Genomic DNA, 12987 nt, shown 5'->3' with positions numbered 1-12987 from the left:
CGGCGGGCCGACCATCCCCAACTCGACATCCGGGTGCTCGACTTCGTCGGGAAATCGGGGCGCCCGTGGCTGACCGAGCACGACATGGCCGTGCTCGGAGAGAGCCGACGTCGTTTGTCAGCCTGCGGTCGCGGACCGGTGGTCGGTGCCCAGCATGGCCAGCACCAGCGTCGCGTAGCGACGGCCGAGGCTGACGGGAGTGTGCTGACCGCCGGGGGCGTACCAGCGGCTGACGTCGACGCCGAGGGATAGCACCGCCAGCGCGACACCGTCCGGGTCCTCGGTGCGGAACGCCCCGGACGCGATGCCCGCCGCGATCTCGTCGAGCACCACTTCCTCGGTGCGGCGGCGCAGCCGGAGGATCTCGTCACGGTGATCCGGCGCGAGTGCGCCCAGCTCGTACTGGACGACGCGGGCCAGCAGGTGGTGGCGGGCGTGCCAGGCGGTGTAGTCGTGAACCAGCGCCCGTACCCGACCTACCGGCGTCACCTCCTCCCACAGGGCGCGTTCCACTGCGGTCAGTGCGCTGCGGTGGCCGGCGAGGCTGATCGCGTAGAGGAGGTCTTCTTTCGTGCGGTGGTGTGCGTAGACGGCCGCCGGGCTCATCCCGGCGGCTGCGGCGATGTCGCGGGTGGAGGCGCCGTGGTAGCCGCGGGCGGCGAAGGCCGTGAGGGCCGCCTCGAGGATGCGCCGGGAGCCGGGGCCGGCCTCGCCCCACAGGTCGTCGGTTGCGCTGGTCGTCACGCGCCCATTCTCGCTGATCACGTCTGTCGGTCTGCTCAGCTGATGACGAGGCCGCCGTCGACGGTGAGGGTGGTGCCGGTGACGTAGCTGGAGGCGTCGGAGGCGAGGAAGACCACGGCGGCGGCGAGTTCCTCGGGTTCGCCGGTGCGGGGAAGCGGGATGCGGCGGACGATGTCGTCGATGATGTCTGCGTCCTGACGGGCGGTCATTTCGGAGGCGAAGTAGCCGGGGGCGAGGGCGTTGACACGGATGTTCTTGCGGCTGCTCCACTGGGCGGCCAGGTCGCGGGTGAGACCGAGCAGGCCGGCCTTTGAGGAGGAGTAGCCGGCCTGCGGCAGGCCGGTGTTGACCAGGCCGAGGACGCTGGCGATGTTGACGATGGAACCGCCGCCGCTCATCACTCGGGCTGCCGCCTTGGCCATCCAGTAGGCACCCATGAGGTTGGTGTCGATGATGCGCCGGAAGTGCTCCGGTGCCTCGCGGCTGGCCGGGACCGCGTCGGCGACTCCGGCGTTGTTGACCAGGACGCCGACGTGGCCGAAGTCCGCGGCGGCCGCCGCGACCGCGTGGCAGTCGTCGGGTGAGGCGACGTCGGCCTTGACGCACAGGGCGCGGCGGCCCGTGGCCTCGACGAGGCGGGCGGTGTCGGCGAGCCGGTCGGTGCGTCGGGCGGCCAGGACGACGTCGGCCCCGGCTTCGGCGAGGGCCTGGGCGAAGGCGACGCCGAGGCCGGAGGAAGCGCCGGTGACGATGGCGACGCGGTCGTCGAGGCGGAAGCGGTCGAGGATGTTCACAGGAGCTCCAGAGAGGTCAGATGGACAGGCCGCCGTCGACGGGCAGCACGGCACCGGTGATGTAGCCGGCCTCCTCCGAGGCGAGGAAGGCGACAGCCGCGCACATCTCGCTCGGGTCTCCGAAGCGGCCCATCGGGATGCCGGCGGTCAGCTCGGCGCGCTTCTCGGCGGGGACGGAAGAGACCATGCGGGTCTCCGCGTTGGGGGAGATGGCGTTCACGGTGACGCCGAAGCGGGCGAGCTCTTTGGCGGCGGTGCGGGTGAAGCCGATGATCCCGGCTTTGGCGGTGGCGTAGTTGGCCTGGCCGATGTTGCCGTGCAGGCCGGAGTAGGAGGTGACGTTGACGACCCGGCCATAGCCCTGGGCGCGGAAGTGGGGGACGCACGCCCGGGTGAACCGGAAGGTGCCGCCCGTGTGGACGGCCAGGACGGCGTCCCAGTCGTCGTCGGTGAGCTTCCACAGGACGCCGTCGCGCAGGATCCCGGCGTTGTTGACCAGGACGTCGACGCGGCCGGTCTCGGCCAGCGCGGTGGCGACGACACGCTCCGCGTCAGTGCTGGAGGTGACGTCCGCGGCCACCCACAGAGTGTCCAACTCCTTCGCCGCCGCGCGGAGTTCGTCCTCGTCTCGGTCGACCAGGACCACGTCCGCGCCTGAAGTGCGCAGGTGCCGGCCGAGTTCGAGGCCGATTCCGCGGGCCGCGCCGGTGACGATCACGGTGTGGCCGGTGAAGTCGAAGCTGAGGTTGCCCACCGGGCGCTCCAATCCGGGTAGTGATGTCCGTGCCCAAGGGCCTTACAGGCCCAGGTCGCGGCCGATGAGTTCCTTCATGATTTCGTTCGAGCCGGCCCAGATCTTGGTGACACGGGCGTCCTGCCAGGCCCGGGCGACCCGGTATTCGTTCATGTAGCCGTACCCGCCGTGCAGTTGGACGCAGGCGTCGAGGACCTCGTTCTGCACCTGGGCGGTCCACCACTTGGCCTTGGCCGCGTCCACCGCCGAGAGCCGTCCCTGGACGTGGGCGGCGACGCACTGGTCGACGAAGGCCTGGGTCACCTCGATCTGGGTGACCATCTCGGCCAACCGGAACTTGTTGTACTGGAAGGAGCCGACGGACTGGCCGAAGGCCTTCCGCTCCTTCACGTACTCCAGCGTCTCGTCCAGGATCTGCGCGGCGTGGGCCAGGTTGAGCACGGCGGCACCGATCCGTTCCTGCGGGAGCCGCTCCATCATGTGGATGAAGCCGCGGTCGACTTCGCCGATGACGTTGGCGCCCGGGACGCGCACGTCGTGGAAGAACAGCTCGGCGGTGTCGGCTTCGTGCTGACCGACCTTGTCCAGCTTGAGCCCGCGCTCGAAACCGGGCATGTCCGTCTCGACGGCGAACAGCGTGATGCCTTTGGCGCCCTTCTCCGGGCTGGTGCGAGCGGCGACGACCACGAGGTCGGCGCCGAAGCCGTTGGTGATGAAGGTCTTGGAGCCGTTGAGGGTCCAGTCCTCCCCGTCGCGCACGGCCGTGGTCCGCAGGGCCGCGAGATCGGAACCCGCCGAGGGCTCGGTCATACCGATCGCGGTGACCAGCTCGCCCGCGCAGAACCGCGGCAGCCAGCGCTCGCGCTGCTCCTCGGTGGTCAGCTCGACCAGATAAGGGGCGACGACCTCGCAGTGGATGGTGAACGAGGAGGCGAATGCCACCGACAGCCTGGCGAATTCCTCGTGCAGAACCGCGGTGAAGCGATAGTCGCCCGCCTCGCCGCCGCCGTACTGCTCCGGTATCAGCAGCCCGAGCAGTCCTTGCTGCCCAGCGGCCTTCCACGCGGCTCGGTCGATCGCCCGCTGCTGGATGAATTCCTCCTGGCGCGGCCGTAGCTCGCGCTCCACGAATGCCCGGACGGAGGTCCGGAAGGCCTCATGGTCGGCATCGAAGACAGTACGGCGCACAGGAGCTCCTCGTCGCTCGCCGGAAAGAGGAAGTACGAAGCACGAAGTGAGAAGTAGGAAGTAAGCGAGTGCATAGTAACTATGCGAGTGCTTAGTTTTCTTGGATGGGTCGATTCCGTCAACCCTGTCTGCGGGGTAGGCGGCCATGAGGACGAAACGGGCATGGGTCGTCTGGCGCGGACGTACCACGGCGAGGCGCGATCGTCCTAGGGAGTACCTGCTCCGAGTAACTAAATTGCTGGCGTCATCCCTGTTTCTGCCGGAGCTTGAGAGCCGCTCGCCCGGACAGAACCCACCGCCGGATCTCCGAGGAAGAGCACTCAGATGCCCGAAGCCGTGATTGTGTCCTACGCCCGCTCGCCGATAGGGCGGGCGTTCAAGGGGGCGCTGAAGGAGATGCGCAGCGACGATCTCGCCACCCAGGTGATCGCCGCGGCGCTCGCCAAGGTCCCGGGACTCGACCCCGGCGAGATCGGAGACCTGATCCTCGGCTGCGGACTGCCCGGTGGCGAACAAGGCTTCAACCTGGCACGCAACGTCGCGGTCCAACTGGGTTACGACAAGCTGCCGGGTACCACGGTGACCCGCTACTGCTCGTCGTCGTTGCAGACGACGCGGATGGCCTTCCACGCGATCAAGGCGGGCGAAGGTTCGGCCTACATCTCGGCGGGCACAGAGGCCGTGTCCCGGTATGTCAACGGCACCTCGGACTCCTGGCCGGACACGCAGAATCCCGCGTTCGGGGTCGCTCGGGCCCGCTCGGCCGCCAGGCAGGAGAGCCACGAGGCGTGGACCGATCCTCGCGAGTCGGGACTGGTGCCCGACGTGTACATCACCATGGGTGAAACCGCGGAGAACGTTGCCTCCCTCACGGGCATCGGTCGCGAAGAGCAGGACCGGTGGGCGGTTCGTTCGCAGCACCGAGCCGAGGAGGCCATCGGGCGCGGCCACTTCCGCAAGGAGATCACCCCGATCACCCTGCCCGACGGGTCGATCGTGACCGTGGACGACTGCCCGCGGCCCGGCGCGACGCTCGACGCGGTCTCCGCGCTCAAGCCGGTCTTCCGTGAGAAGGGCTCCGTCACCGCCGGCAACTCGTGCCCGCTCAACGACGGAGCGGCGGCACTCGTCATCATGTCTGATGTCCGGGCGCGTGAACTGGGCCTGCAGCCGCTGGCCCGCATCATCTCCACCGGCGTGACCGCTCTCTCACCGGAGATCATGGGCCTCGGACCCGTCGAGGCCACCCGTCAGGCACTCGACCACGCAGGCTTGACCATCAGCGAGGTTGATCTCGTCGAGATCAACGAAGCATTCGCCGTGCAGGTGCTCGGCTCTGCGCGGGCGCTGCAGATCGACGAGGACAAACTCAACGTTTCGGGCGGAGCCATCGCGTTGGGCCACCCCTATGGGATGACCGGAGCGCGCATCACCGGATCGCTCATCAATAACCTTCAGGCCCATGACAAAGAGATCGGCCTGGAGACGATGTGCGTCGGCGGCGGGCAGGGCATGGCCATGCTGATCGAGCGGCTCGCCTAGGGCGTAGCCGTAGCCCGTCGGTCTCGGCAAGCAGTTCTTCGACGGCCGGCCGACGAGGCGTGCTGCGCGCGCCTTCGACTTCGTCATCCGCAGTGCCTCCGCGTCTGATCCATGGGGACAGTCGGTGCCGACGTCGCCCGCGGCGCCTCCGGCCGGTGGCGCCACCCCCGCACGTCGGCACCGCGCTCGCCCCGACCCCTCCCACAGTCCTCAGCAGTGCGCCGCTTCTCATCAGGCCGTCAGTGAAGGCGGGGCCGAGGGCGAGAGCCGGCTGCTACTGGGGGAACGGCCGCCGAGCTCGTGCGCTCATGCCCGAACGCCCGATCGCTCCCTGACCCGGACACCGAACAGCGCAGGCGCGCGCCCGCCACGCCCGCGCCGCGAAGGCCCTGGACGTACGAGTCGAGCCGGGCGGGGAGTTCTGGGGTTGGGCCGGGCGCACCCTGGGTGCCCCGGCAACCAACCAACTCGGCGAACCCACGGGGGCACAGCACTCGACCGTTCAGGGGCCGGTCACAGCGCTCTATCACAGCGCTCGGTCACAACCCGGCTTGACCACCTGGTTCCGTTGGCGGGTTTCGGCAACTGCGGCTCGGCCCAGGCTTGGGATCGGTCTTCGCCCGGCGACGTCGCCCCTCCGCAGGAAAAAGGAGTGGCTCGCGCCCATCGACGTCCCGATAATCAGCGTGGTCGTGAACATGGGGCATGGCCGGCTTGAGGAATCGACGTACGGGGTGGACGCGCTGCTGACGGTGTACGACGAGCAAGTGCGGGGACATGTGCCGGAGCGGGCACCCACGGGGGCCGTGGTCGAGCAAGACGGACCTGTCCTTCGGACCCATTACGGCACCCACGGGACGGTCCGCCACACGCCACTGCCCGCCAAGACCACACCGACGGAGGTAGCGGAGCTGATCCGTCGGTTGCAGTCGGCTTTCGCGGTGCGGGGCGAACCGGTCGAGTGGCGTACCTATAGCCATGACTTGGTTGCCCTGGGCGAGCCGCTGTGCGCCGCTGGTTTCACAGCGGTGGGTCCGGAGAGGACGCTGCTCCTTGCCGACCTCGATGACGTGACGGTCGGCACGGGCGCCGTGGCCCCGCCCAAGGGAATGCGTGTGCGTCGGCTGGACCACGGCCACCACCGCGAGCAAGAGCTGGCTCGCTTCGCCGAGGCCGGCGGGCCCTACGCGCGCTCTCTCGCGGACGTTCGCGAGGATCACGGGAACTCGCTGGACTGGGCCTTGAACGTCCTGCTTCTGGAAGCGGAAGCCCGGCTCGTAGGCGTCGGCTGGGCGGAGGCTGTCGGGTCGACGGAATTCGTGGCCGTGCGCGGGATGACCGGTCCGCATACCGAGTTCCTGCCCGACTGGATCCGGTGGGCCCGCGACAGCCGATCTCTCCACCTGGGCGGCGGTCCGCCGCGAGAGGCACCGGACCGTCGCTACCTCATGGCCGAGGCGCCCGACGGTGCGATCCGTGACGCCCTCCTGGCGGTCGGCTTCAGGGCCGCGTCGACCGTCCGCAGTTATGCCTGGACCCCGGCTGGTCCGCCGCCGGCCGCAACCCGCCCCGTTTCCATGCTGATCGACGACCGGGATCACGACGCCCTGTGCGAGGAGTTCAAGGCCCGCTTCGCCTTCAAGCCCAGCTACACCTACTACCCCGCCATCGAGGAGCCGCCCGACTCCGTCACCTGGCACGTCGGGGACGTCACCGACACGCGCCACAAGTATCGGCTCATGCGCAACCTTCCGGACGATCACCGTGTCGCGCGCCTCCAGAAAGCCGTCGAACGCGGCTTGCGCGCTTGCGTCCGCCCCGGTGAGCAGCTCTACTCGGTCAGCTGGTGGCACCAGGGCTACCGCTTCGACCCGGCCCGAGTCGGAGGCGCCGGCCGGCCGACGTGGCCGGGCGCCGCCTGTTGGGAGGGCGAGTACTACAAACTCCTCACCCGCGACCTGCGCATGGGCACCTTCTGGCACCCATGGGAGGAGTCCTTGTGCGTCTTCGGCGCCGAGCTCCTGGCCGAGGTCGAGCACGACCTCACGGCCATCCTCGGCACGGTGATGCGGCGCGGCGGCCGCAACACCGGCAACGTCTGGACATTCGAATCGCGCAGCGACCCCGCGTGAAGGGCTGTTCGACCACACCGGCGTCGGCTGCTCGGCGACCTGTCCGCGCAGGGCCGTGACCCCGGGGCGACCCGCGGCCCGCCGTGGGTCACCATCCCGACCCGCCGACCACCGGTTCGCCGCCCGGACACCCGCCGAACGCGGAGTCGCCGCCGGCCGTCGCCGACGACTGAGCCACGGCGGGGATCGCGAGGTCGCTTCGCGCGACGACGCCAGCAGGGGCTGAAAAGTACTGTCAACCGATGTCGAAGAGATTCGGCAGGCGGAGGTGGTAGCGGGTGCGGTCGTGGCGTTTGATCGCATCGAACTCGACGGCCCGGTACAGCGGGGTGATGGTGCATCGCTCGGCGGTCGAACCGATCTTGTCCAACAGGGCGTTGACGGCCTGCCGGGCCGAGGTGTTGGCGCCTTCCATGGTGGCCAGGTCGATGGGCACGGCCACGTAGTCGCCGGACAGGAAGAGGTTGGGGATCTTCGTCGCCGAGCGTGGACGGTGGTGAAAGGTCCCCGTCGGGTGGATGAGCAGCTGTTCCTCGTTGACCGGGTTCGGAGTGCCGAGTCCGGTGACGGCCGGATCGAGGAACCAGGACTGCAGCACGGAGTCCTTCAGGACCGTACGGCCGCTGTCGTTGAGCGCCGCCTTCAACTGCGCCCACACCTCGCGGGCGACTTCGGTGCGGGTGCACTGCTTGGCCGTCTTGCCGTACAGGATGCCCGGCTGGTCCCACTCGGAGATGTCGACGGACAGGCAGTCCGCCACCGTCCCGTCACCGAAGTCGGCGGGGAAGTCGTGACCCGGCCAGTGCTGGGCCTGGGCGATCGCGGTGAGCGACCAGGGGGAGTCGATGAGGTCCAGATGGCCGTGCAGGATCGGCGTACGTTCGGTCAGATAGAACTGAATGCCGGTCATCCAGTCCGTCTCCAGCCGGTCGCACTCTGCCAGTTGAGGATCGGCGGCGCGCACGCCGGAGTTCCAGGTGCGGCGGGCGTGCTCGACCGGCATGGCCGAGATGTAGTGGTCGGCGGTGACGGTCCGGCGGGCACCCCCCGGTTCCTCCAGGACGGCCCCGGCGATCCGGCCCGCGTCCAGAGTGAGGTCCCGTACGGTCCAGCCGATGTGGAACTCGACCCCGAGTGACGTCAGATAGGTCACCCAGGGGTCGATCCAGGCCTCGTTGGTGGGTGCGTTGAGGATCCGGTCCAGCGGTCCGTCCGCGCCCCGCCCCAGGAGGTTGAAGGCGAAGGCCTCCAGCAGCGTGCCGACCGTACGGGTGCTGGCCTCCTCCGCCTTGGTGGCCACGATGTTGCGGGTGATGCCGACGGCGAGGATCCGTTGGTAGTCATACGACATCTGCCCGGCCCGTACGAACTCCCACCACGGCATCTGCTCCCAGGCGTCGTCGCGGCGCTCGTCACAACTGGTGAGGAAGACCAGGAAGCGGTTGGCGAAGTAGAGGGCCTCGTGGAAAGGGAGGTTGAAGGCGGTGTCCAGGACTGAGGTGATGGCCCGGCGGATCTCGTCGGGGGTGAGCTCTGCCGGGCTGTTGTCCGGCCAGGGAAGCGGGATCCGGATGTCCTCGCGGCCGCCCGACCGGGCGAACAGCATCTCCTTGGGGGCGACGAGGTTGTCGTGGACGCCGTTGGGGTTGCCGGGGAACGGGATGCGCCGCATGGTGTCGGGCAGGTTGTGATAGATCCCCGGGATGAAGCGGAAACCGTGCTCTCCGGGCAGGGGGTCGCGGCCGCCCGTGCCGCTCCCCGGCACGTCCATGCTGCGGGCCTTGCCGCCCAGCGCCTTGCGTTCGTAGACCGCGACCCGGAATCCGCGTTCGGCGAGCTCGTGCGCCGCCGTGAGGCCGGCGACACCCCCGCCCAGTACGGCCACGCTCTGCTGCGCGGCGCCGCTCCGGGCCGCGGCCTGCTGGGGCGTTCCGAGCGCGACTCCGCCGCCCGCGGCCGCGGCCGTACTCAGGAACCCTCTGCGTGTGGTGCCGCTCATCGCCACCCCTTACCTCCGGTAACCGTTGGCGCACGAGGATAGGAGTGGCGCACCGATCTCGGAAGGTGACCGACGGAGCGGGGGTCACTTTGGCTTGATGCCGCATCGCCTCGACGCCACCCGACGTCATGCCGTGCAGGAGACGTGGCGTTGCCGTTTCGCAGGGAGCGTGGGAGCGCTTTCAGTCATTGATCTGACTCCCCGTCAGTTCTCGGTGTTCTCCCTCCGCCCCCACAGGCGGGACGGCAACAGTGAGGCCGCGGCCCTGACGCAGGGCCCGTGAGCCGCAGTCTGCCGTCCCCTCATGCCTGAGGAAGCCATGACTCCCACCCCCCACCTCACCGACATCGCCGCCCGCATGGAGCGGCCGGCCCCATTCCAGCCCGTCGACCGTTCCCTTCACCCGGACGCCGGTACCGCGACGGTGGACATCGTCGTGCCGGTCTACAACGAGGAACGCGCCCTGCCCGGGTGCCTGCGCACCCTCCACGCGCGTCTGTCGGAGGGTTTCCCCTTTCCCTGGCGGATCACGGTCGCCGACAACGCCAGCAACGACGAGACCCTCGCCACCGCCCACCGGCTCGTCGACGAACTGCCCGGGGTCGGCGTCGTCCACCTGGACCGCAAAGGACGCGGGCTGGCCCTGCGCACCGTCTGGGGCGCCAGCGACGCGGACATCGTGGCGTACATGGACGTGGACCTGTCCACCGGCCTCGACGGGCTGCTGCCACTGGTCGCCCCGCTGGCCAGCGGCCACTCCGACCTCGCGATCGGCTCCCGGTTGGCACCCGGCGCGCGCACGGTGCGCGGGCCGCGCCGCGAGTTCGTCTCCCGCTGCTACAACGGCATCATCCGGCTCACCCACCAAGTCCGCTTCACCGACGCCCAGTGCGGATTCAAGGCGGCCCGCACCGAGGTACTCCGGCCGCTGCTGAAGGTGACCCGCGACGACGCGTGGTTCTTCGACACCGAACTGCTCCTGCTGGCCGAGCACAACGGGCTGCGCGTCCACGAGGTGCCGGTCGACTGGGTCGAGGACGTCGACACCCGGGTGGACGTGGTGAGCACCGCCACGGACGATCTGCGGGGCCTGTGGCGCATGGCGCGCCTCAAGGCCTCCGGCGGTGCCCGCGTCGCCGTACGACCGCGCCCCGCACCGGCCGCCGAGCACCCCGACGCCGTCCTCGCACCCGCCACACGACGTGGCGTGCTGTCGTGGGAGGTCGGCTGTTTCCTCGCGATCGGCGTCGTCTCCACGGTCGGGCAGGCCCTGCTGTACTGGCTGTTGCGCGGCTGGTGGACCCCCGCCGTCGCCAACCTGGTCTCGCTGTGCGTCCTCACCGTCCTCAACACCGAGGCGAACCGGCGCCTCACCTTCCGGTACTCCACCACCCCGCCCGCCCGTGCCCACCTCGGCGCCGGGGGCCTGTTCGTCCTCGGCTACCTGGTCACCTCCGGGGCGGTGCTGTGGTTCAAGTGGCTCGATCCCGGTGCCTCACCGGCTGCCGAGACCGCGGTCCTCGCCGCGGCGTCCGTCGCCGTGACCGGCGTGCGCTTCGCCGTCCTGCGGCTGGCCGTCTTCGCCGGCCCCCGCGGCCGTACCCGCTGACGAGAGCGAATCCAGACATGAGCAACTACGCGCACATCACGTCTGTACCGGCGGCTTCGGCCGACGCCGGCAGGCACACCTCCGTCCGCTCACTGCCCGCCTGGGCGGCGCCCGCGGCACTGGGCGCCGTCCTGGTGCTCGCGGCGGTCCTGTACGGATGGGCCCTGGGTTCCCTGGGGTGGGGGAACAGCTACTACTCGGCGGCCGTGAAGTCGATGGGGAAGAGCTGGACCAACTTCCTCTTCGGTTCCTTCGACCAGGCCGGCGTGGTCACGGTCGACAAGCCTCCGGCCGCACTGTGGCCGCAGGTGATCAGCAGCAAGGTCTTCGGGATGCACGGGTGGGCACTGATACTGCCGCAGATGCTGGAAGGAGTGGCCGCGGTGCTGGTGCTGCACCGCACCGTGCGGCGCTGGGCGGGGGAGGGCGCGGCGCTGGTCGCCGCCCTGGTCCTCACTCTCACGCCCATCACCGTGGCCATCAACCGGGACAACAACCCCGACACGCTGCTGGTCCTGCTGCTCGTGTCCGCGGCGTACGCGCTGACCCGCGCGTCGCAGGCGGAGGGCAGGGCCGCGACCTGGTGGCTGTGCGCGAGCGGCTTCCTGATCGGGTGCGGATTTCTTACCAAGATGCTCGCCGCCTGGATGGTCATCCCCGCGTTCGCCGTCGCCTGGCTCGTGGGAGGAAGCGGCGCCTGGATACCGCGAGTGCGGCGTCTGCTGGGCGCGGGAGCCATCCTGGCGGCGTCCTCCTTGTGGTGGGTCGCCATGGTCGCCCTGTGGCCGGGCGACCATCCCTACATCGGCGGCAGCGAGGACGGCTCGGCCTGGGACCTCGTGATCGGCTACAACGGGCTGGGACGGGTCTTCGGCTCCAGTGACGGCACGCCCCAGGGCATGGGAGGCGGCGGCGGGTTCGCCGGCGGGTTCGGCGGTCAGTCCGGCCTTGGCCGGATGTTCGACGAGCAGGTGGGCGGTCAGATCAGCTGGCTGCTGCCGCTGTGCGCGCTGGCTCTCGCAGTCGCCGTAGCCGTGGCGGTGCTGAGCCGACGGGGGAAGCTGCCCGCCTCCGCCCTGCTGCCGGCCTCCGGCTGGCTGTTGTGGGGAACCTGGCTGGTGGTCTGCGCCGCCGTGTTCTCGACCCAGAAGGGTATCTTCCACCCTTACTACACCACTCAACTCGCCCCGGCCATCGCCGCCTTGTGCGGCGGGCTGACGGCCGGCCTGGTCCGCGTGCACCGTGCGGGCCAGCGCTGGGCGCCCCTGGTGGGCGTGGCCGGGGTCGCGGTGAGCGTGGTCTGGGCGGTGGTCTTGGTCCGACGTGAACCCGACTGGAACGGCTGGCTGGTGTGGCCGGTGCTGCTGGTGGGCTGCGCCGCCGTCGTCCTGCTGGTGCTGTCACGACGGCACGGCCGGTTGCTGACGGCTGCCATGGGCGCGGCGGTGGCGTCGGTTCTGGTGGCTCCGGGAGCCTGGGCGATGAGCGTGCCCGGTTCCACCAGCATGGGCGGCTCCAACCCGACGGCCGGTCCGCAGACACTCGGCTTCGGCGGAGGCGGCGGCATGCCCCGGCCGGGTGGGAACGGAGGCCTCCCGTCGGGCATGCCGTCCGGGATGCCGTCGAACATGCCCGGCCTACCCGACGCCGACGGATCCTCTGGCCGCTCCGGTGAACCCTCGTCCGGCGGAATGCCTTCAGGGATGCCGTCCGGCATGCCCACGGGGGGAGCGAACGGCATGCCCGGTGGCGGCTCGGGAAGTGCCCCGGGCGGGCGCGGCGGCTTCGGCGGCGGGGAACTCACCGCCGACCAGCGCAAGATCCTCAAGTACGCCGTCGAGCACGCGCCCGACGCACGCATCAAGCTCGCCGTCGAGGGCGGCGCCCTGTCCGCCAGCGCCTTCATCCTGGGCACCGACGAGACCGTCATCGGCATGGGCGGCTTCACGAACAGCGACAACGCGCCGTCGGTGGCCCGGCTGAAGGAGTGGACCGAGAACGGCGAACTACGCTACATCCTGGGTTCCGACACCAACGGCGGCGGCCGGCCGGGCCTGTCAGGCGGATACGCCGAGCAGCGCTCCGACTGGATCGCCGACAACTGCACGAAGGTTGCGGCGTCGTCGTACGGCGGCACGTCCTCCCAGCAGGACGACGGCGGTGCGACGGGAATCATGGGAGGCAACGTGCTCTACGACTGCGCCGCCAGGTAACCCGGGCCCAAG

At 69.9% G+C, this 12987-nt stretch carries 9 protein-coding genes; 4 read left to right on the top strand and 5 right to left on the bottom strand.

The window, feature by feature from the left end:
- Positions 1 to 117: 117 nt before the first annotated feature.
- From AQJ84_RS39170 to AQJ84_RS39155, 4 genes are read right to left on the bottom strand one after another with little or no spacing between them, the layout of a single operon-like run.
- Positions 118 to 744, bottom strand: a complete 627-nt coding sequence (locus AQJ84_RS39170; protein WP_030039923.1) for a TetR family transcriptional regulator — start codon at positions 742 to 744, stop codon at positions 118 to 120.
- 35 nt (positions 745 to 779) lie between these two features.
- Positions 780 to 1538, bottom strand: coding sequence for an SDR family NAD(P)-dependent oxidoreductase (locus AQJ84_RS39165; protein WP_053192213.1), 759 nt, complete (start codon positions 1536 to 1538; stop codon positions 780 to 782).
- A 16-nt stretch (positions 1539 to 1554) separates the two neighbouring features.
- The gene (locus AQJ84_RS39160; protein WP_030039925.1) at positions 1555 to 2292 is read right to left on the bottom strand and encodes an SDR family oxidoreductase; all 738 of its coding nucleotides are present in this window, start codon (positions 2290 to 2292) and stop codon (positions 1555 to 1557) included.
- A 42-nt stretch (positions 2293 to 2334) separates the two neighbouring features.
- Positions 2335 to 3480 (bottom strand): acyl-CoA dehydrogenase family protein, encoded by a 1146-nt coding sequence (locus AQJ84_RS39155; protein WP_030039926.1) that lies wholly within the window; start codon positions 3478 to 3480, stop codon positions 2335 to 2337.
- A 324-nt stretch (positions 3481 to 3804) separates the two neighbouring features.
- Between AQJ84_RS39155 and AQJ84_RS39150 the strand changes: the two genes are divergently transcribed.
- Positions 3805 to 5022, top strand: a complete 1218-nt coding sequence (locus AQJ84_RS39150) for an acetyl-CoA C-acetyltransferase (protein ID WP_030039927.1) — start codon at positions 3805 to 3807, stop codon at positions 5020 to 5022.
- A gap of 551 nt (positions 5023 to 5573) precedes the next feature.
- Positions 5574 to 7154, top strand: coding sequence for a DUF2716 domain-containing protein (locus AQJ84_RS39145; protein ID WP_128092246.1), 1581 nt, complete (start codon positions 5574 to 5576; stop codon positions 7152 to 7154).
- Between the two features lie 235 nt (positions 7155 to 7389).
- Here the strand turns inward: AQJ84_RS39145 and AQJ84_RS39140 are convergent, their stop codons facing one another.
- Entirely contained in the window at positions 7390 to 9153 is a 1764-nt protein-coding gene (locus tag AQJ84_RS39140) for a hydroxysqualene dehydroxylase (RefSeq protein WP_030039929.1), read from the bottom strand.
- A gap of 319 nt (positions 9154 to 9472) precedes the next feature.
- Here AQJ84_RS39140 and AQJ84_RS39135 point away from each other — a divergent pair, with 319 nt between their 5' ends.
- Positions 9473 to 10762, top strand: a complete 1290-nt coding sequence (locus AQJ84_RS39135; protein WP_030039930.1) for a glycosyltransferase — start codon at positions 9473 to 9475, stop codon at positions 10760 to 10762.
- Positions 10763 to 10779: 17 nt separating this feature from the next.
- Complete coding sequence (locus AQJ84_RS39130) at positions 10780 to 12975, top strand: ArnT family glycosyltransferase (RefSeq protein WP_030039931.1); 2196 nt, start codon at positions 10780 to 10782, stop codon at positions 12973 to 12975.
- Positions 12976 to 12987: the final 12 nt, after the last annotated feature.

Origin of the sequence: Streptomyces resistomycificus (assembly GCF_001514265.1) — a bacterium.
Classification (GTDB): domain Bacteria; phylum Actinomycetota; class Actinomycetes; order Streptomycetales; family Streptomycetaceae; genus Streptomyces; species Streptomyces resistomycificus.
The sequence above is the reverse complement of the archived record's forward strand: the minus strand, read 5'-3'. Positions and strand labels throughout refer to the sequence as shown.

Bases quoted from the DNA above. Each gene is read 5' to 3' on its own strand.
- AQJ84_RS39130 (WP_030039931.1), top strand. From the start codon at position 10,780: ATGAGCAACTACGCGCACATCACGTCTGTACCGGCGGCTTCGGCCGAC.
- AQJ84_RS39150 (WP_030039927.1), top strand. From the start codon at position 3,805: ATGCCCGAAGCCGTGATTGTGTCCTACGCCCGCTCGCCGATAGGGCGG.
- AQJ84_RS39140 (WP_030039929.1), bottom strand. From the start codon at position 9,153: ATGAGCGGCACCACACGCAGAGGGTTCCTGAGTACGGCCGCGGCCGCG.
- AQJ84_RS39135 (WP_030039930.1), top strand. From the start codon at position 9,473: ATGACTCCCACCCCCCACCTCACCGACATCGCCGCCCGCATGGAGCGG.